The sequence below is a fragment of the Tardiphaga sp. genome, from assembly GCF_028290785.1.
GTDB lineage: Bacteria > Pseudomonadota > Alphaproteobacteria > Rhizobiales > Xanthobacteraceae > Tardiphaga.
This window is the reverse complement of the sequence record NZ_JAQGJD010000074.1, coordinates 1-19859: the sequence shown is the minus strand read 5'-3', so window position 1 is coordinate 19859 and position 19859 is coordinate 1. Positions and strand designations below refer to the sequence as shown.

Sequence of the window (19859 nt, the reverse complement as noted above, 5' to 3'; positions counted from 1 at the left end):
CTTCGCTTGCGGCCTACTGGATTGCCGCGTCGCTTCGCTCCTCGCAATGACGGCTGTGAGGTCGGAGACTAATTAGCCACCGCCAGCTTCTTCTGCTCCTCCGGCGCCACCACTTCCGCCCCCGCGATCAACCGCTTCAATTCCGGAATGCACGAGCCGCAATTGGTGCCAGCCTTGAGCTGTGCGCCGATCTCCGCGACGCTTCCTGCCCCGGCGGCAATCGCGTCGCAGATGGTGGTGCGGCCGACGCCGAAGCAGGCGCACACGATCGGGCCGGCGCTGGCCTGGCCGTCGGCAGATTTGCCGGACAGCAGCAGTCGGCGCTGCTCGTCGCTCAACGTGCCCTCGGCAAACAATGCCTTGACCGCCTCCCAGTCAAAACTGTCCTGCGCCGGGCCGATGAACAGGCAGGTCTCGATCCGGTCATCGACAAAAGATGCTGCGCGAAACACGCCACGCGCGGCATCCTCGAATTCCGCGACGTCGTCGCCGAGCAACGGTTGCAGCCAGGATCTGAAGTCCGCGCGTTCGGCGTTGCCCGCGATGAGATAGCCGACGCCGCCGGTGACGGCGACGCGGGTCCACAACGCCTTGTCGGGCAACGCCAGCGGGGTGCGCGACAGCACAAAGCCGCGCTGCGCATAGAGGTGCGGCGCGATCGAGACCGGCGTCGCCTTGTTCTCGGGCTGGCCCGAGAACGGGTCGACGAACGGCGCCACCAGCGCGCCGACTCGTGCAAAGGAGGCCGTCTCGTTATTCCAGTGGATCGGCGCGAACAGCATGCCGCGCTGCTGCCGCTCGCTCACCACGACTTTGAGAATGCAATGGCCGTAGTCGGTGGTGAGCTTCGCATGGCCCCCGTCGATGACGCCGGTCCGTGCGGCATCGTCGGGATGAACCTCGACAAAGGGCTCCGGCAGATGCTGGCCGAGCCGCGGGCTGAGACCGGTGCGGGTCATGGTGTGCCACTGGTCGCGCACCCGCCCGGTGTTCAGCCGTAGCGGTCGCGCCACCGAGATATCGCTGCGCAGCGCCGGCGTCTCCACCGCGATGAAGCGGGCGCGGCGGTCCTTGGCGTAGAAGCCGCCCTTGGCGAAGAAGCGCGCCTGCGGCTGCGTGGTGCCGTCGCGGATCGGCCACAGCACTGGCGCCATGGTATCGAAGCCGTCGTCGGAGACTTTCATGAGTCCGCCGATGTCGAAATCGCGGCTGCCATTGTTCTCGAAAGCCGACAGGCTGGCGTGCTCGCGAAAGATATCCGCGGCGCTCGTATAGGCAAAGCCCGCGCCGAATCCGAGCCGCTTGGCGATCTCGCTGAGTATCCACCAGTCCGGCATGGCTTCACCGGCCGGCTTCAGGAACGAACGTTGCCGCGATACCCGGCGCTCCGAATTCGTCACCGTGCCGGACTTCTCGCCCCAGGCCTGCGCCGGCAGCAATACGTGGGCGCCGGCGTTAACGGTGTCGTTCGAAGCTACATTTTCCGAGACCACGAACAGCTCGAGCTTGCCCATCGCTGCACGCACCGCGTCGGCGTCCGGCAACGAAACCACGGGGTTGGTGCCGATCACCCACAGCGCCTTGATCTCGCCGCGCGCGATCGCCTCGAACATCTGTACCGCCTTGAGGCCTTCATGGGTGGCGATGTGTGGCGCCTTCCAGAAGCGGCGGACGCGGTCGATTTCCGGCGGGGTGAATCCCATATGCGCGGCGAGCTGGTTGGCGAGGCCGCCGACCTCGCGACCGCCCATCGCGTTGGGTTGCCCGGTCAGCGAGAACGGCCCCGCGCCGACCTTGCCTATCCGCCCCGTCGCCAGATGGCAATTGAGGATGGCGTTGACCTTGTCGGTGCCCTGCGCCGACTGATTGACCCCCTGCGAATACAGCGTGACGACGCGGGGCGTGGTGCGGAACAGGTGGAAGAACGCCGCGACGTCGGCCTCGTTCAGACCCGTCGCCAGAGCGGTGGCCATGACGTTGCCGGCCATGCTCTTCGCCCGCGCCAGCGCCTCGTCGAAACCCGCGGTGTGCGCGTCGATATAATCCTGGTCCAGCGCACCGTGATCGGCGAGATGCGCCAGCAGCCCGCTGAACAGCGCCGTGTCGGTGCCCGGCTTCAGCCCGAGAAACAGGTCGTCCTCACCGACCGTGTCGGTGCGGCGCGGGTCGATCACGACCATGCGGGCGCCGCGCTTCTGCTTGTTCGCCAGCATGCGCTGGTACAACACCGGATGGCACCACGCCGCGTTGGAGCCCACCAGCACCAACAGGTCCGCCTCGTCCAGATCCTCGTAGCAGCCCGGCACGGTGTCGGCACCGAACGCCCGTTTATGGCCGGCCACCGACGACGCCATGCACAGCCGCGAGTTGGTATCGACGTTGGCGCTACCGATGAAGCCTTTCATCAGCTTGTTGGCGACGTAATAATCCTCGGTCAGCAACTGTCCTGAAAGATAGAACGCCACCGAATCCGGGCCGTGTTCGCGGATGATTTTCCCGAAGCGGTCTGCGACGTGGTCGAGCGCGGTGCTCCAGGCCGCCTGCTGCATATCGCCGGCATCGTCGCGGATCATCGGATGCAGCAGCCGCTCGCCAAGGCCCAGCGTCTCGCCCAGCGCCGAGCCCTTGGAGCATAGCCGGCCGAGATTGGCGGGATGTTCGGGATCGCCGGCAATCGCCGCGCCGCCGCTGCCATCCGGCGTCGCCAGCACGCCGCAGCCGACGCCACAATACGGACACGTGGTTTTGGTGGTGCGCAGCTTGGGATCGATCGCGGTCATTACGCCGCCTCGGCGAGGGAGCGGCCGAACATGATGTCCGCTCGGATGCCGTCCACCGGCGCGCCGCTGCGGATCAGTTCGAGGTACCACAGCGCGTCCTGGGTATCGCCGACCAGCACCGCGCCGGTGAGGCACCCGGCGGCGATCACCAGCTTCTTGTAGATACCGCGGCGGATATCGTTGAGCAGCAGCGTCTCGCTGCCCTCCGCCGCCATGAAATCACCGGCGGAAAATACGCTGACGCCGGACACTTTCAAATTCGTGGCGAGCACGCTGCCCGTATAGGCCGATGCGCGGCCGGCGAGATGCGTTGCCAACACCTTGGCCTGTTCGTAAGCGGGCTCGACCAGACCATAGCAAGTACCGCGATGTTCCGCGCATTCGCCGAGCGCGAAAATGTTCTCGGTGCCGGTCGCCATCTGGTCATCGACCACGATGCCGCGGTTGACGGCAACGCCCGCCTCCCTGGCCAGTGAGATATTCGGGCGAATGCCGGCGGCGAAGATCACCGCATCGGCATCGAGCTTGCGGCCACCCTTCAGCTCGACGCCCTCGACGCTGTGCTCGCCATAGATATTCGCGGTATTGGCATTGAGCAGCACCGTCACGCCCTTGCGCTCCACCAGCGTCTTCAGCAGTGCCGCTGCAGCCGCATCGAGCTGTCGCTCCATCAGGCGATCCATCAAATGGATCAGCGTTACGGAGGAGCCGGCTTTGGCAAGGCCATAGGCCGCTTCCAACCCGAGCAATCCGCCGCCGACCACGACAACGCGCTTCTTGTTTGCCGCCAGCTCCAGCAGCAGATCGACATCGCGACTGTCGCGAAACGTGTGTACCCCCGCGAGATCGGCGCCCGGCACCGGCAGCCGCAGCGCGGACGACCCCGTCGCGATCACCAGCTTGGAGAATGGCACGCGCTTGCCGTTGGCCACCTCGACCTCGCGGGCCTCCATGTCGATGGCCGCGGCCATCGACCCGTATTTCAGCGTCACGCCGCGATCGCGCCACCAGGACGCGGAGCGCAGTTCGATCTCCTCCGACGTCGCTTCGCCGGCAAGCACCGACGACAGCAGCACGCGGTTATAGGCCAGCCGCGGTTCGTCGCCGATCACGGCGATGGCGTAGCGGCCGAGCGCGCATTTGGCGAGTTCATCGACCAGCCGCGCCGCCGCCATTCCATTGCCGATGATGACCAGCGGTTCGCTCACAGCAATTCCTTATTCGGCGGCCTGCGCATCGCTGCGCGCCTCGGAGATCATGTAGCCTGACAGCGTGCCATAGGCCGTCGTCCAGGCCTCGGCCAGTTCGGGATTCCAGGCCTCGCCGAGCCCCTTTTCCAGCGTCCACAACAAAGCGGCGCCGACGATCGGATAGTGTTCGTCCTTGACGCCGTAGGTGACGTGCTTCTTTGCCAGCGCGCTGGCGGCGGGCAGCACGGTTTCCAGACGCGACAGCCCGGTGACGACGACGCCGAGCACCGACATCAGCTTGCGGCGCTGCTCGGCCATGTCGCCGTGAAACATCGGCTTCACCTCGGGCGCGATTTGGAACAGACGATCGTAGAACAGAACCGCGGCCTGATCGGCGATCGGCACCACTTTCGCAAAACTATCCTGCACTAGAGCGACTTGTGACGGGTTCATGACAACTCTCCTTGCGTGGGAAGGTGAGCCTGTAGGTCGCGCCGCACGAACAATCGTTCAGCGGGCCGACGGAATGAACGTGAAATTACGAATAGGCCGCGGCGATCATCCGCGCGGACAGAAACGCATAGACCTTCTGCCAGGCGTCCTCGACATCCGGCGTCCAGTGTTCGCCGAGCCCCTGCTCCAGACTCCAGAACAGCGCTTCGCCAACCGGCTCGTAATGCGATTCCAGCACGCCGTAGTGCACGTGATCTTTCGCCAGCTTGCCGATCACCGACAACAGTCCCGTCAAATTGTCGAGGCTGCCGACGATCACAGCTAGGGTCGCGATGAACTTGTGCTTGAGCTGAACCATATCGCGGCGAAACATCGGTCGCGTCGCGGGCAGTATCTCGAACAGCCGGTCGTAAAACAGGTCGACCATCACCGCGGAGCGCGGCCACATCCGGTCGAACGAAGTCTGCACGCGGGTGATTTCGTCGCGCGTCAGGTCGGTCGAACGATTCATGATCAGTAGCTGCCCTGGAACTCAGAACCGCATTCATGCGTTTTACCCCCGGATGTCAAGAGTCCTAAGACGCTACGCGGCCTCGACGAAGCGATGACGCTCGTAAAGGAATTCCAGCACCCGCTTGCGGCATTTCAGATAGGTCGGGTCGGTGGCCAGCTCGAGGCGTTTGCGCGGTCGCGCGAGGGGCACATCGAGCACCTCGCCGATGGTCGCGCTGGGGCCGTTGGTCATCATCACAATACGATCCGACAGCAGCACGGCCTCATCGACGTCGTGGGTGATCATGACGATGGTGTTGCCGAGCTTCTGGTGCAGCGCCATCACCGAGTCCTGCAGATGCGCGCGGGTCAGGGCGTCCAATGCGCCGAACGGCTCGTCGAGCAGCAGCACCTTCGGCTCCATCGCCAGCGCGCGGGCAATGCCGACGCGCTGCTTCATGCCGCCGGAGATTTCCGAGGGTCGCTTGTCCTTGGCGTGGGTCATCTGCACGAGATTGAGGTTGTGAAGAATCCAGGCCGCGCGTTCGGCCTTGCTCTTCGACTTGGCGAACACCTTGTCGACGCCGAGCTGGACGTTCTGGTAGACGGTCAGCCAGGGCAGCAGGCTGTGGTTCTGAAACACCACGGCGCGATCCGGGCCCGGCGAATTGACCTCGCGATCCTCCAGCAGGACGCATCCCATCGTGGCCGTGGTCAGGCCGGCGATGATGTTGAGCATCGTCGATTTGCCGCAGCCGGAGTGGCCGATGATCGAGACGTATTCACCCTTGGCCAGCGCAAGGTTGACGTCCTTCAGCACTTCGGACGATACGTTGCCGCGGGTGAAAACCTTGTCGACGTGATCGAGCTTCAGATAGGGCTTCATGGGATGTTCCTTAGCTGACCGAGGTGCCGTGGGTGACGAGCTTGCCGAGGCCGGCGATCATGCGGTCGAGCACGAAGCCGACGATGCCGACATAGAACAGCGCCAGGATGATCTCGCTGATATGGCTAGAATTCCAGGCATCCCAGATGAAGAAGCCGATGCCGACGCCGCCAATCAGCATCTCGGCCGCGATGATCGCCAGCCACGACAGGCCGATGCCGATGCGCAGACCGGTGAAAATGTAGGGCGCGGCTGCCGGCAGCATCACCTTGGTGAAGAACTCCACCGGGTTGAGCTGCACCACCGCCGCGACGTTGCGATAGTCCTGCGGAATGTTGCGGATGCCGACCGCGGTGTTGATGATGATCGGCCAGATCGAGGTGATGAAGATCACGAAGATCGCCGAGGGTTGGCCATCGCGAAACGCGGCCAGCGCCAGCGGCAACCAAGCCAGCGGCGGAATCGTGCGCAGCACCTGGAAGATTGGATCGAGCCCGCGCATCGCCCACACCGACTGTCCGACCAGCGTGCCGAGCGCGATGCCAGCGACGGCGGCGAGCAGATAGCCATAGGCCACCCGCACGAGGCTGGCATAAAGATGCCAGAACAGCCCCTTGTCGGTGCCGCCATTGTCGAAGAACGGATGGTAGATCAGTTCCTTGGTGTCCTGAAAGACCTTGGATGGCGGCGGCAGGGTCGAACCTGCGCGCCGGCATACCAACTCCCAGAAGATCATCAGCAGCGTGAACACGATCAGCGGCGGGACAACGCGGACCGCGACCTCCCTCGCCATCTTTCCGTACCTGTCGAGGGCGGGAGTACGCTTCGGAGAAAATGCGACGACCGGCGCGGGCGTAGTCGCCAGCGCCGTCGCGGGTTCGGTCTTGATGGCTTGCACATTCATCGCAATTTCTCCGTGATCAAATCGTCTCTTGCGCGAGGCTCAGACCGCAGGTCTCAGACCTCGACACGCTTGATGGTGAGCGATTTCAGATAGGCCGACGGATTCTCGGGATCGAACACCTTGCCGTCGAAGAACGTTTCCTTGCCGCGCGAGGTCGAGGCCGGGATATCGGCCGCGGCAACGCCGAGCGACTTGGCGGCATCGCGCCAGATATCCTCGCGGTTGACCTTCTCGATCAGCGCCTTGGAATCGAAGCCGGCATCGTATTTGCCCCAGCGGATGTCCTCGGTCATGAACCACAGGTCGTGGCTCTTGAACGGATAGGAGGCGTGGTCCTGCCAGTACTTCATGATGTGCGGGCTGTTCTCGACCACCTTGCCGGTGCCGTAATCGAACTTGCCCTTGGCGCGATCGAGAATGTCCTCGACGGGGCAGTTGATCCACTGCCGCTTCGCCATGATGGCGGCGAGTTCGTCCTTGTTCTCCATCTTGTCGGCCCACTGCTGCGCTTCCATCACCGCCATGGTGATGGCCTTCGCGGCAATCGGGTTCTTATCGACCCAGGCGGAGCGCATGCCGAGCGACTTCTCCGGATGCTTGTTCCAGATTTCGCCGGTGTTCACCGCGGTGTAGCCGATCTGCTGATGCACCAGCTGGCCGTTCCACGGCTCGCCGACACAGAAGCAATCCATGGTGCCGACCTTCATGTTGGCGACCATCTGCGGCGGCGGCACCACGATGGTTTCGATGTCCTTGTCGGGATCGATGCCGCCGGCGGCGAGCCAGTAGCGGATCCACAGGTCGTGGGTACCGCCCGGGAAGGTCATCGCCGCCTTGATCGACTTGCCTTCGGCCTTCTTCTTGTCGAGTGCCGCCTTGAACGGCCTGGCGTCGAGCCCGACCTTGAGGTCGGCATATTCCTTGCCGATCGAGATGCACTGCGCATCGAGATTGAGCCGCGCCAGGATGTACATCGGCGTCGGGACGTTGTTCTGCGTCACCTTGCCGGCGGAGATCAGATAGGGCATCGGCGTCAGGATATGCGCGCCATCGATGCCGTTGCCTTCGGAGCCGAGCACCATGTTGTCGCGCAGCGTGCCCCACGACGCCTGCTTCAGCACTTCGGTATCCGGCACGCCATGCTTGGCGAAGAAACCCTTGTCCTTGGCGACGAACAGTGGACCGGCATCGCTGAGTGCGATGAAGCCGAGCTTGGCGCCCTTCACTTCGGGGCCAGCGCCCTGCGCAAACGCGCCGGCGGGAAAATTCAGTTTCGCGGCGGCAAGCAGGGCCACGGTCCCGGCGCCGGCCTTCAGAATCTGGCGGCGGCTCAATTTGCGGCTGGGCGTCTGAGTCTCTGACTTCGTCATCGTCGCGGTCGTCCTTTCGTGGCTGCTGCCCGCCGGCGTCGCCATCCCCGCCCCCATGTCGCCACGCTCTTCGACGTGGAAGGCGAAAGGACACAGCGGCGCGTCTGGAGGAGGCCCCCATGATGGCAGTGCTGGCTGGTGATTGATGGTGACGGCTACAATGGCGTCGCTAAGAACTATTCAAAGTTCATGCCAAGCTGGACCGGTGTAAAAACTCGAACGTCTACAAAAGCTTAGGAAAATACACTGGCCGATACGACGGTGTCCGGCCGCATCGAAAACTTGCGCGCCGCTTATTTGTTGTGCGACGCACCCAAAATGGGCAGGAGCGGAACCGGTGCTGCTAACGTCTGACAGAGCAGGCAATCCGACCACCTTCGGTGCTAAGGGTTGGCGCCGGACAATGATCAAGCGGACACCCCCATGCCCCACATCCAGGTCAACACTGCGCTGGTTTCGGCGGCGCTGCGCGACGCCGCCACCACGCTGAAGGCGGCCGTCGCGGTCTCCGCCGCGGCGATCCTGTCGCAAGCCAAAGCCGACCTCGAAGCCAATGCCGCGGCTGCGCTGGGTCATCTCGACGCGTTTCGCAACAAACTCGATGCGCTTCGCGACGCAATCCTGCACGGCAGGGGCAATGCCATGGCGCTGGCCACGATCTCGAACGTCGGCACCGCCGAGGTCGATACCGACGCCCTCGCCGCGAAGATCGCGATCATCGACGGTCGGCTCGATCGTTTCAAGGAGGCGTTGCTCACGATCGTCGGCAGCGCCGAGCGGGACGGCCTCGACGTCTTCGCCGAACGCGCCGGCGCGCTCGGTCGGGCGTTCCAGGACCTGGCCTTTACCGCAGGCGAACCGATCGCCGCGGCGCCGTTCCAGTTCGACCAGTTCTTTCTGGAGACGATGGCCGACCTCGGGCAGCGCGACTGGAGCGACGCGGCCGAAGGACCGACATCATGAAGAACGTTTTGCTCTCCTGGGTGTTCTGGGCGCTGCTATCGGCAGCGTTCGCAGCGCTGACGGCGGTTTTCGCCAAGATAGGCATCGAGAACGTCAACTCCGACTTTGCCACCTTCATCCGCACCATCGTCATCCTGCTGGCCGCGGGACTGATCGTCTATGCCACCGGAAACTGGCAGCCGCCGTCCAGCGTCTCGGCGAAGACCTGGCTGTTCCTGATCCTCTCCGGCCTGGCGACGGGCGCGTCCTGGATCTGCTACTTTCGCGCCCTGAAGCTCGGCGACGCCGCGCGCGTCGCGCCGATCGACAAGCTCAGCGTCGTATTCGTGTCGGTGTTCGCCGTGATGTTCCTGGGCGAGAAGCTGTCGGCGCCGAACTGGCTCGGCGTAATCCTGATCGCGAGCGGCGCCGTGCTGGTCGCGTACCGGGCGTAGCCTCTATGCCTCCTCTTTCTCCGGCATCATCGGCTGCGGAGCGCTGCCCTGCCCCGGCTTCATACGAAAATTGTAGGTCATCAGGTGCCACGGGCCGTTGGCGGGCTGGCCATCGGGCATCGTGGCATCGCTGCGCGGCTCCACGGTCGCGATCAGTTCGTCCTTCACCCCGAACACCACATCGGAGTCCAGATACTTGTCACCCCCGATGAAGACGTGGGTGATCAGCGGTTCATATCCGGGCGCATCGACCAGAAAGTGGACGTGCGCCGGCCGCATCGGATGGCGTTGGGTCTTCACGATCATCTCGCCGACCGGCCCGTCGGTGGGGATCGGATAGCTGCACGGCAGGATGGTGCGGAAGAAGATCCGGCCGTCGGCATCGGTGACCAGACGTGCGCGCGAGGATGGGCCCTCGGTCGCGTAGGACGCCTTCTGCGAATCGTAGAAGCCATCGTCGTCGGCATGCCAGACGTCGATGGGGACGCCGGCCAGCGGCTTACCCGCAAGATCCGTGACACGGCTCTGCACGAACATCCGCTCGCCCTGCAGCCCCGGCGAGATGTCGGCGCCATGGGGCATCGGCGGGTGCTCGCCGACATAGAACGGGCCGAGCACCGTGGTCTCGGTCGCGCCCTCGCGTTCCCGGTGGTTGACGGCGTCGACCAGCATCGAGACGCCAAGCACGTCCGACAGCAGGATGAATTCCTGCCGGATCGGACTGCATTTCTGCCCGGTGCGGGTCAGGAAATCGATCGCATAGTGCCATTCGTCGAAGCTCAGGTCGGTCTTGCGGACGTAGTCGTGCAGCGATTTGACCAGTTCCTGCAGCAAAAATTTAACGCGCGGGTCCGGGGTTTTCGCCAAACTCTCGATCACGGCCACGGTGAGTTCGGTGTCGTTGAACTGGGTCATGCTGAATCCTGCCTGGCGCTCTTAATTTCACCGGGACGATACACCAACCGATATCGCGGAGTAAGCGCGTGGCGTGGCGAATCCGGTCGACAGCGACCGCCTTCTTTCCCTAAAACAGTCCTTGCCCCAACACATCGGAGTGATCCCGCAATGCCGTCCCAGAGTCTCCGCCCCACCTCGGCTTCGCCGGAACAAGCCGGCATGTCCGGGCACGCGCTGGACCGCGCCGAGGCTCACCTGAAGCACAGCTATATCGAGGCCGGCCGCTTCCCGGGCACGCAGTTGCTGGTGTATCGCCGCGGCCAGATCGTCCACAGCGCCGTACAGGGCATGGCCGACGTCGCGCGCAAGGTGCCGGTCAAGGACGACACCATCTTCCGCATCTATTCGATGACCAAGCCCATCACCACGGTGGCCTTCATGATGCTGGTGGAGGAAGGCCGCGTGGCGCTCGACGAGCCGGTGCACAAATACATTCCGCAATGGGCCGGCCTCGGCGTGTACCAGGCGGGCGTGGCACCGCTGTTCCTGACCCGACCGCCGGCACGCCCGATGCTGATCATCGACCTGCTACGCCACACTTCGGGCCTGACCTATGGCTTCCAGAACCGCACCAATGTCGACGCGGCCTATCGTGCGCAGAAGGTTGGCGAGATCGAAAAAGCCGGCAGCCTGCGGTCGATGATCGACGACCTCGCCAAAATCCCCCTGGAATTTTCGCCTGGCGACGCCTGGAACTATTCCGTCTCCACCGACGTGCTCGGCTATCTCGTCGAGAAGGTCGCCGGCCAGCCATTCGAGCAGTTCCTGCAACAGCGGATCTTCGATCCGCTGGGTATGAGCGACACTGGATTTTTCGTGCCCCCGGAAAAAGCCCACCGGCTCGCCGCCTGCTACGCCGCCGACGGTAAAGGCGGCATGACGCTGCAGGACGATCCAACGACGAGCTCTTTCCTGGCGTCGCCGTCCTTCATTTCCGGCGGCGGCGGCCTGTGCTCGACCGCGGCAGACTATCTCACCTTCTGCCGCGCGCTATTGAACCGCGGCGAACTCGGTGGCGTGCGTCTGCTCGGTCCGAAAACGCTGGCGCTGATGACCAGCAATCACCTGCCCGGTGGCCGCGACCTCACCCAGATGTCGAAATCGCTTTTCAGCGAGGCGACCTATGCCGGCGTCGGCTTCGGCCTTGGCTTCTCGGTAACCCTCGATCCCAAGCAAACGATGATTCCCGGCAGCGCCGGCGAATATGCCTGGGGCGGTGCGGCGACCACGTCGTTCTGGATCGATCCCGCCGAAGACCTGATCGCGATCTTCATGACCCAGTTGCTGCCGTCCAGCGCCTATCCGGTGCGCCGCGAGCTTCGCACCATGATCTACGCGGCGATCACCGACAGCAATCTGTAGTCGCTTAGCGGCCGCCTTCTCCCGACGCTTCGGAAGCGTCGGGAGCGGCCTGGTCCAGCTCGGTCGCCATCGCGTCGCACAGCGCCTTCAATTCGGCATCGCCGATATGGTGGATCCGCATCCGCAACTGCAGCATCGCCATCGCCACCAGTTGCGCGGTGTCCCGCTCGCCGGCTTCGGCGAGCACTAGCTGGCAGTGCTCCAGCCGGGACATCACGGTGATCAGGCGCTCGTTGATATCAGACACCGGTCTTCGCCCCGAGCCCGAACTTGCGAGGTAGATTCGCGGCGATCCATTCGCTGGTTTCATAGACATCTCCATACAGTCCTGAAATCTTCGTAACGGCGCGATGGACGTCTTCCGCAGGGAGGTCATCGAGCCGGTGGCTGGCCGACGCATCGTGGAGAAAGACCGCTTTGTGATTGCGATGATGCGCATCGATCAGCGTCGACAGGCAGGCGGATTCGCCGGCAAATCCGGCGAGCACGAAGCCGCCGCGGTTCTGCCCCATTAGCGAGCTGAAAGAATCGCAGGCGTAGCACGATGGGCTGCTACGCTCGAAAATCATCTCGTTGCGCTGCGGCTCGAAGCCCTCGATCCAATGGCTGAACGGCGTTGCCCGGTTGAAGAATGCCGAATGGTCGAGGAAGCGCGTGAAGGCCACCGGCAGCCCCGCGTAGCGGCAATGGCCCAACAGCCTGCGGCAGTTCTCCAGCGCGGCATCGATATCGGGAATCGCGAGCAGCCGGGGCGCTGCCAGGTATTCCTGCTGCAGATCAACGAACACCACGATCGGCACGCCGGACGAATTGACGAAGCTTCGCAAGCTGACAACGGAGGTCATGCCGCGCCCCTTTGGATCGAGGGCTGCGTCACCGGTCGCGTGCGCGATTTATCAAGCACGCCGGGCCGGTGCCACTGGCCCTCGGGCCGGATGATCAGATAGGGGTCGATCCCGATGGTGATGGCATTGGGGCGCCGTTCGCTGATCATCTGCATCTCGACATAATCGAAATCGGAGAACACCAGTTCCTGTCCGCCGTCGAAGGTGGTGAAGCCGAACTGCGACCAGAACTTCACGAGCCGCTTCTGGGCGTGGCCGTACAGCCGCTGATAGCCCTTGGCGTGGCACAGTTCGATCGCCGCCTCGACGAGTTGCAACGCGATCCGCTGCTTGCGAAATTCCTTGCGGACCGCCAGTCGTTCTATTTTGGCGAAGTCGGCGAAGTATCGAATCCGCAGGCAGGCGACCGGTTCGTTGCCGATGTAGCCAAGCAGATGGGTCGAGCTGAAGTCCTTGCCGTCGAACTCCTCGAGATAGGGACACTGTTGCTCGCCGATATAGACCGCGCTGCGGATCGCGATCACCCGCATCAGGTCCTCGATCGAACGCGCCACCGTGATAGCGATCGCCTGTTCCGGATTGTGGCCGTAGTAGCGATCGTACAGCGGCGCATCGGCGGCGTCGCCCCCGGAGCGCGGCAGGCTGTGCAGGCCGGGGTTGCTCAGATTTTCGAAGACCGCGCCGGGGCGAAAGCCCATGGTCTCCAGTAGCCGCTTGCCATCCTGGGTGACGGCGCGCGCGTAAAGATCGACGTCGCCATAGAGCGGCGTGAACATCTTCTCGAAGGCCAGCGGAATGCCCGACACCAGGCCATTGCGGGCCCACATGGCCCACAAATAAATACCGGCCGGCTTCTGGTTTTGCGAACACAACAACGTGATATCGGGATCGCTGGCGTCGAACGTGCCTGCGACCAGCTGCCGCAAACCCTCCTCGTTCAACATCAGAAATCCGATGAAGCCGCGCGGCGTGGGTACGCCATTCTGGCATCCGGAACGCGACGCAATCCCCCACAGCGAATCCGGATTATGTGACATCACGCGCCGCACCGCCTGCAGGGAGGCCAAGCCGGGCAGATCTACCTCGGCCGACTTCATCAGCGCTCCGAGGTCGTCCGCGGCCAGTGTAAACACCACCACGTTACCGGCGAAGCTTTCGAGATTATCAGCTGGCAACGGATGTTTGGCGGGATGCACCAATGGAGGGTGGGTCGGTGCGGCGCCGGTAATTGACGGGTAATGCGCGGTCATGGCGAGCCCAAGTTGTGAAGGCGGCGGTATTCTGGCAAAGTATTCCGCGGGGAGGGCCGGCGTATGCGTCCATTGGCGGAAAGGGGTGTTCCGCTGCAAGAACACCTCGGGAGCAGCCTGAACCGCTTGACGGACTGGGACGCCGCCCGGATTTTTCTGGAGGTCGTGCGCTGCGGAAGCTTCCGCTCGGCGGCCGAACGGCTCAGTCAGTCGGTCAATCTGGTACGTCGGCGCATCGACGATTTCGAACGCCAGACCGGCGCCATGCTGTTTACCCGCGATGTCCACGGCACCCGGCTGACCGACGAAGGCGCGCTGGTGGTATCAGCCGTCGAGCGCATGGAGGCCGCGTCGTTCGATCTGTTGCGCGCACGTGGGTCGGTGACGCAGAACCTCGCTGGCGAAGTTCGCGTTGCTATCACCGAAGGTCTCGGCACTTTCTGGCTGGCGCCGCGGCTGGTTGAATTTCAGCAGGCGCATCCAAACATCCTGGTTGATCTGCACTGCGCGATGCAAAGTGCCGATGTCCAACGGCACGAAGCGGACATCGCGATTCAGCTGTCACGGCCGACCACGCTCGACGTCAAGATGGTCAAACTTGGCCGCATGCATGTGATGTTCTTCGCGAGCGAGAAATACATTGAAACTTTTGGTGCCCCTAAAACGTACCAGGAGCTGATAAGGCACAGGGTGGTCATGCAGTTCGCCGATCAGACCGGCGCGAAGGAGATTTTCGACAGCTGGTTTCCCGGCATATCGCAGCTGGATCTGTTGGTGATGCGAACCAATGTCAGCAGCGCCAACTATTGGGCTGTATCAAAAGGAGCTGGCATTGGATTACTCCCGACGTATGCTTTCGCACTGAGCTCGAAACTCGTACCGTTGCAAATCGATCTGTGCCGGCCGTTCGATATCTGGCTGTCCTACCATCCTGACAGCAACAGGATACCGCGCATCCGTCGCATGATCGATTGGATCATTGAGGCGTTTAACCCCGTGAAATTTCCGTGGTTTAGGGATGAATTCATCCATCCCAACGTTCTAAAGGATGTGTATAAGGGGGAACCCTTGATCAACCAATTCGAGGGATTCTCGGGCTGAAAAGCCCCCATCAAAAAAATAACAACAAACCTTCCCGTATCAACAAACTGAGTGGTGACGAATGAAGCAACGTAGCGCCGGCAAACCCGACATCGAGATGGGCAAGAGAATCCGTCTTCGTCGCGTTGAGCAGAAAATCTCCCAGGCGGACTTGGGCGAACAACTGGGCGTCAGTTTCCAGCAGGTCCAGAAGTACGAAAAGGGCGTCAATCGCGTCGGCGCCGCGCGTCTGCAGCAGATTGCGACCGCACTCGATGTGCCGGTCACCTTCTTCTACGACGGCGATGGCAAGACCCGCGAAGTCGAAAGCCTGCTGTTTCTCGACAGCGCATTCAGCCTGCGATTGCTGCGGGCCTACAGCCGCATCAAGAGCCAGACGGTGCAGCGCCAGATGGTCGTCCTGATGGAAGCGATTGCGGACGAAGACAAGTAGCCCCTCCTCCAGCGGCGCCGGAGCGGCCCGGCGGCCGATCGGCAGAATCACGAATCTCACCTGATGAGAATGGCCCCTTCGCTAGCGAGGGAGCGTTTTCGCATGTCTGCTGCCGATCGGCACAGCACCTGCGCCGCCGGGATAGACCATGCGATAGAGCTTTGTCGGGCTTGAAACGAGCCTGGCTCCCGGTCGTAGACGTCCTGGGGCTGTTGGCCCCTGGTCGGCGACGCCGGGGCTCTCCCCCGCAGCCAAGGCCGTAGCCGGATCGAACGAGGCGCCTATCTTGCGGGCACGATCATGGCCTGCGGCAGTTGCCATTCGCCGGGCGATGCAGCCGGCCGGTCGGGTGCATACCGATCGTTCTCCGGCGACCTGACCGTCACCTCGCCGGCTTCCCACGACCGCGGCTGATATCACCCGGGACCGCGCGACCGGCGTTGGCAATTGGACCGACGCCCGCTTGTGGCACGTTTGTTGCTGGTATCTAGGTGCAACAATGGGGAGCGACCATGTCCACAGCTACAGTCACTGCCACTGCCGAGATCGTCCGCAAGCCTCTCTATCATTCGTTGTTCGTACAGGTCGTCGTCGCTCTGCTGCTGGGCATCCTGCTCGGCGTCGTCGTGCCGGAATTCGCCATTGGCCTGAAAGTGTTCAGCGACGCATTCCTCAAGCTGATTTCCATGATCGTGGCGCCGATCGTGTTCTGCGTGGTGGTCCACGGCATCGCCGGCGCCGGCGACCTCAAGAAGGTCGGCCGGGTGGGCGTCAAGGCTCTGGTCTATTTCGAGGTGATGACCACGGTCGCCCTGGTCGTGGGCCTGCTGCTGGCCTACCTGTTCGGGCCCGGCCACGGCATGAACATTGACACTTCGACGCTCGATGCCAAGGCGCTCAACACCTATGCCGACAATGCCCACAAGCTGCAGGGCGGTGGCATCGGCAGCTTCCTGGTCAACATCATCCCGACCACCTCGTTCGACGCGCTGGCGCGCAACGACGTGCTGCAGGTGCTGTTCTTCGCCATCATCTTCGGCACCAGCCTGGCGCTGGTCGGCGGCGAAAAGGGCGAGAAAATAACCGGCTTCATCGAGGCGGTCTCCACCGTGCTGTTTCGCGCCATGGGCCTGATCGTCCGCATCGCGCCGCTCGGCGTGCTCGGGGCCGTCGCCTACACCGTCGGCAAATACGGCGTCGGCTCGCTGAAGCAACTGGTGTCGCTGGTGGCGCTGTTTTACGTGGCGGTGGCGATCTTCGTGTTCGGCGTGCTTGGCACCGTAATGGCTCTGGCCGGGCTCAACATTGTCAAGTTTCTCAACTACCTGCGCGAGGAGCTGACCATCGTGCTGGCGACCGCGTCGTCGGATGCGGTGCTGCCGCAGATCATGCGCAAGCTGGAGCGGCTCGGCGTCAAGGATTCCGTGGTCGGCCTGGTGATTCCAACCGGCTACTCGTTCAACCTCGACGCCTTCTCGATCTACCTGACGCTGGCGGTGGTGTTCATCGCCCAGGCCACCAACACGCCGCTGTCGTTCGGCGACCTGATGCTGGTGCTCGGCGTGTCGCTGGTCACTTCCAAAGGCGCGCATGGCGTGCCGGGGTCGGCGATCGTCATTCTGGCCGCCACGCTGAATGCGGTGCCCAGCATCCCCGCCATCGGCCTGGTGCTGGTGCTGTCGATCGACTGGTTCATCGGCATGGCCCGCGCGCTCGGCAACCTGATCGGCAACTGCGTCGCCACCGTCGTGATCGGCGCCTGGGAAGGCGACCTCGACCGCGTCAAGGCGAAGCGCGTGCTCGATGGCGAAGAGCTGGTCGACGTAACGGCGGGGTAGTCAAATAGCTTGTCCCGGACGCGGTGCGGCATTCTTATGCCGCTCCGCAGAGCCGGGACCGTATCAGACGCCGTCGTCCGTGCGGCCCCGGCTCAGCGAAGCGGCACTTCGCGCCGCATCGCGTCCGGGGCAAGCAGCCTTAGGGTCCGCGGCCTTACGGCGTCAGAATCGCGCGCCCGACCAGCTTGCCTTCCCTGAGTTCGTTCAGCGCCGTATTGGCGCGCGCGAGCGGCATCGGCGTCACCGGAATGGTGGCGACGTTCCCGGTGCGGACCAGTTCAAGCAATTCCTTGGTCTCTCTGAGATTACCGACATAGCTGCCCTGGATGGTCACGGCCTTCATCGCGATGAGCGGCAGCGCCCAGGTCGCGCCGCCACCGAACAGGCCGACGATCACCAGCTTGCCGCCCTTCGACAGGCAGTCGAAACCGAGCTGCGTGGTCGCGGGATTGCCGACCAGGTCGATCACCGACAGGATCGGGCCGCCCGCGAGCTTCGCGAGTTGCGCCAGCGCATCGGGGGCTGCGCCATCGACGGAGCCGAGCGCGCCGGCCTTCTCGGCCGCCTCGCGCTTGCGCGCATCGATATCCACCACGATGGCGCCTTTGCCACCCATGGCCTTCAACAGGCTCAGCGCCATCAGGCCAAGCCCGCCGGCGCCAAAGATCACGATCGGATTGGCTAGGTCCTTCTCGACCTTCTTCAGTGCGCTGTAGGTGGTGACGCCAGAACAGGCGTAGGGCGCGGCGGTGACGGGATCCATTCCCTTGAGGTCCAGCAGGTAGCGCGGATGCGGCACCAGCAGGTGATCGGAATAGCCGCCGTCGCAATGCACGCCGAGGCACCTGGGCTGCAGGCACATATTCTCGTCGCCAGCCAGGCACGCCGCGCACTTACCACAGCCGATCCAGGGATAGGCCAGCGCAATATCGCCGATCTTGACGCCGCCTGGCTCGGACGGCGCATCCGGACCGAACGCCAGAACTTCGCCAACGGTCTCGTGGCCCATGGTCATCGGCAGGTTGATGCCGCGATCTTTCAAAGAGAGCTTCTTGCGGCCGTGACCGAGTTCATAGCCGCCCTCCCAGATGTGCAGATCGCTGTGGCAGACGCCGGCGGCCTTGACGCGGATCAGCACCTGCGTGCCGGTCGGCTGTGGTGTCTGGACGTCGACTTCCTCGAGCGGCTCGTTGAATTCGGTGACCTTGAAGCTCTTCATGGCGTTTCTTCTCCCGGTTATTTTTTTTTGATTTCGCTCTGCCGTAGGGTGGGTTGAGCTCTTGCGAAACCCACCGCCGCGGTTGGTGGGTTTCGCAAGAGCTCAACCCACCCTACGATTTTGTCACGCCTGCGCCGACGCGCTCTGGATCGCGTTCCAGACCTTCAGCGGCGATAGCGGTGTATTGAGCTGGGTGATTCCGAGCCCGCTCAGCGCATCGATCACGCCGTTGGTGATACAGGGCGGCCCGCCGATCGCGCCGGACTCGCCGCAGCCCTTGGAGCCCAGCGGATTGGTGACGCACGGCGCCGAGCCATCCAGCGTCACCGACAGCGTCGGCAGATCGCCGGCGCGCGGGATGCAGTAGTCCTGGTAACTCGCGGTGAGCAACTGTCCCTCGGCATCATAGTGCACGCCTTCATACAGCGCCTGGCCGATGCCCTGCGCCACGCCGCCATGAACCTGGCCGGTGACCAGCATCGGATTCACCGCGACGCCGACGTCATCGACCGTGGTGTACTTCACGACATTGGTGATGCCGGTTTCCGGATCGATCTCGACCTCGCAGATATGGGTGCCGTTCGGCCACGTCGGCCCGTCGGCAACGCCGGTGGAATCGACACTGAGTCGCGCGTCCTTTTCCGCCTTCGCGATTTCGAACAGGCCAACCCGCTTGTCGGTGCCGACCACCGTAAGAAAACCGCCGGCATATTCGATGTCCTCGACCGAGGCTTCCAGCATGTTGGCGGCCTTCTCACGCGCCTTGGCGATCAGGTCTACCGCCGACACTACAGCGGCCGTACCGCCGACAAACAGCGAGCGCGAGCCGACGCTGCCCATGCCGACAATGACGTCGGTGTCGCCCTGGATGACGTCGATCTTGTCGATGCCTATGCCGAGCGATTCGGCGACCAATTGCGAATAGGTGGTCTGCAGGCCCTGCCCCATCGCCTGCGTTCCGGAATGCAGGATGACGCGACCCTCGGCGGTGGCGTGCAGGCTGACCTTCTCCGTGGTCCCCGGGCCGCCCGTCCATTCGATGTAGCTGGTCAGGCCGCGGCCGTAGAGCAGGCCCTTCTTCTTCGCCGCCTTCTTGCGCGCGGCAAAACCGTCCCAGTCCGACAGTTCGCAGGCGCGGTCGAGCATGTGCGCGAAGGCGCCGCTGTCATAGGTCTGGCCGACGGCGTTCTTGTAGGGAAACTGCGTCGGTTTGATGTAGTTGACCTTGCGGATCGCGCGCGGATCCATGCCGATCTGCCGCGCGGCGGCGTCCATCAGCCGCTCCATGATGAACACGGCCTCGGGACGCCCGGCGCCGCGATACGCGCCGACCGGCGCGGTGTGGGTCATCACCGCCTTGATGTCGTAATGGATGTTCTGCA

Annotated in this window: 19 protein-coding genes; 6 read left to right on the top strand and 13 right to left on the bottom strand. The window is 63.5% G+C overall.

Annotated features, from left to right (window positions below; translation table 11 throughout):
- Window positions 1–68 precede the first annotated feature (68 nt).
- The 7 genes from JWR89_RS04240 to JWR89_RS04210 form a co-directional block, all read right to left on the bottom strand.
- Complete coding sequence (locus JWR89_RS04240; RefSeq protein ID WP_299712129.1) at window positions 69–2780, bottom strand: nitrate reductase; 2712 nt, start codon at window positions 2778–2780, stop codon at window positions 69–71.
- Window positions 2780–3988: an FAD-dependent oxidoreductase gene (locus JWR89_RS04235; RefSeq protein WP_299712128.1), complete on the bottom strand. Its 1209-nt coding sequence runs from the start codon at window positions 3986–3988 to the stop codon at window positions 2780–2782. The genes JWR89_RS04240 and JWR89_RS04235 overlap by 1 nt, the downstream gene beginning before the upstream one ends.
- A gap of 9 nt (window positions 3989–3997) precedes the next feature.
- Complete coding sequence (locus JWR89_RS04230) at window positions 3998–4423, bottom strand: globin family protein (RefSeq protein WP_299712127.1); 426 nt, start codon at window positions 4421–4423, stop codon at window positions 3998–4000.
- 85 nt (window positions 4424–4508) lie between these two features.
- The gene (locus JWR89_RS04225) at window positions 4509–4934 is read right to left on the bottom strand and encodes a globin family protein (protein WP_299712126.1); all 426 of its coding nucleotides are present in this window, start codon (window positions 4932–4934) and stop codon (window positions 4509–4511) included.
- Window positions 4935–5006: 72 nt separating this feature from the next.
- Window positions 5007–5801 (bottom strand): ABC transporter ATP-binding protein, encoded by a 795-nt coding sequence (locus tag JWR89_RS04220; protein WP_299712125.1) that lies wholly within the window; start codon window positions 5799–5801, stop codon window positions 5007–5009.
- Between the two features lie 10 nt (window positions 5802–5811).
- Window positions 5812–6705 carry a nitrate ABC transporter permease gene (ntrB, locus tag JWR89_RS04215; RefSeq protein WP_299712124.1) on the bottom strand — a complete coding sequence of 298 codons (894 nt, stop codon included), beginning with the start codon at window positions 6703–6705 and terminating at the stop codon, window positions 5812–5814.
- Between the two features lie 53 nt (window positions 6706–6758).
- Window positions 6759–8075 (bottom strand): CmpA/NrtA family ABC transporter substrate-binding protein, encoded by a 1317-nt coding sequence (locus tag JWR89_RS04210; RefSeq protein ID WP_299712122.1) that lies wholly within the window; start codon window positions 8073–8075, stop codon window positions 6759–6761.
- A gap of 423 nt (window positions 8076–8498) precedes the next feature.
- On the opposite strand from JWR89_RS04210, the gene JWR89_RS04205 reads away from it, so the two are divergent.
- Together JWR89_RS04205 and JWR89_RS04200 are read left to right on the top strand one after the other, a co-directional pair.
- Window positions 8499–9038, top strand: a complete 540-nt coding sequence (locus tag JWR89_RS04205) for a hypothetical protein (RefSeq protein WP_299712121.1) — start codon at window positions 8499–8501, stop codon at window positions 9036–9038.
- Window positions 9035–9472, top strand: a complete 438-nt coding sequence (locus tag JWR89_RS04200) for an EamA family transporter (protein WP_299712119.1) — start codon at window positions 9035–9037, stop codon at window positions 9470–9472. Before JWR89_RS04205 ends, JWR89_RS04200 begins: the two co-directional genes overlap by 4 nt.
- Before the next feature lie 3 nt (window positions 9473–9475).
- Here the strand turns inward: JWR89_RS04200 and JWR89_RS04195 are convergent, their stop codons facing one another.
- On the bottom strand, window positions 9476–10387 hold the full coding sequence (locus tag JWR89_RS04195) for an intradiol ring-cleavage dioxygenase (protein ID WP_299712117.1): 912 nt from the start codon (window positions 10385–10387) through the stop codon (window positions 9476–9478).
- Between the two features lie 150 nt (window positions 10388–10537).
- On the opposite strand from JWR89_RS04195, the gene JWR89_RS04190 reads away from it, so the two are divergent.
- Window positions 10538–11791 carry a serine hydrolase domain-containing protein gene (locus tag JWR89_RS04190; protein ID WP_299712116.1) on the top strand — a complete coding sequence of 418 codons (1254 nt, stop codon included), beginning with the start codon at window positions 10538–10540 and terminating at the stop codon, window positions 11789–11791.
- Between the two features lie 4 nt (window positions 11792–11795).
- On the opposite strand, the gene JWR89_RS04185 is transcribed toward JWR89_RS04190, so the two are convergent.
- The 3 genes from JWR89_RS04185 to JWR89_RS04175 are packed head-to-tail and all read right to left on the bottom strand — an operon-like array spanning window position 11796 to window position 13166.
- A complete protein-coding gene (locus JWR89_RS04185; protein ID WP_299712114.1) occupies window positions 11796–12038 on the bottom strand; it encodes a hypothetical protein in 243 nt (80 codons plus the stop codon).
- Window positions 12031–12591 (bottom strand): isochorismatase family protein, encoded by a 561-nt coding sequence (locus tag JWR89_RS04180; RefSeq protein WP_299712112.1) that lies wholly within the window; start codon window positions 12589–12591, stop codon window positions 12031–12033. Before JWR89_RS04180 ends, JWR89_RS04185 begins: the two co-directional genes overlap by 8 nt.
- A 41-nt stretch (window positions 12592–12632) precedes the next feature.
- Window positions 12633–13166, bottom strand: a complete 534-nt coding sequence (locus JWR89_RS04175; RefSeq protein WP_366142966.1) for a GNAT family N-acetyltransferase — start codon at window positions 13164–13166, stop codon at window positions 12633–12635.
- A 783-nt stretch (window positions 13167–13949) separates the two neighbouring features.
- Here JWR89_RS04175 and JWR89_RS04170 point away from each other — a divergent pair.
- From JWR89_RS04170 to JWR89_RS04160, 3 genes are all read left to right on the top strand, one after another.
- Entirely contained in the window at window positions 13950–14987 is a 1038-nt protein-coding gene (locus JWR89_RS04170) for a LysR family transcriptional regulator (RefSeq protein WP_299712110.1), read from the top strand.
- A 61-nt stretch (window positions 14988–15048) separates the two neighbouring features.
- Window positions 15049–15420, top strand: a complete 372-nt coding sequence (locus JWR89_RS04165) for a helix-turn-helix transcriptional regulator (RefSeq protein WP_295853147.1) — start codon at window positions 15049–15051, stop codon at window positions 15418–15420.
- A 512-nt stretch (window positions 15421–15932) separates the two neighbouring features.
- A complete protein-coding gene (locus tag JWR89_RS04160) occupies window positions 15933–17258 on the top strand; it encodes a dicarboxylate/amino acid:cation symporter (protein ID WP_299712108.1) in 1326 nt (441 codons plus the stop codon).
- Window positions 17259–17412: 154 nt separating this feature from the next.
- Here JWR89_RS04160 and JWR89_RS04155 read toward each other — a convergent pair whose 3' ends face one another.
- Window positions 17413–18477, bottom strand: a complete 1065-nt coding sequence (locus JWR89_RS04155) for an alcohol dehydrogenase (protein ID WP_299712106.1) — start codon at window positions 18475–18477, stop codon at window positions 17413–17415.
- 123 nt (window positions 18478–18600) lie between these two features.
- The coding region (locus JWR89_RS04150) for a molybdopterin cofactor-binding domain-containing protein (RefSeq protein ID WP_299712104.1) at window positions 18601–19859 on the bottom strand (1259 nt) is incomplete at its 5' end.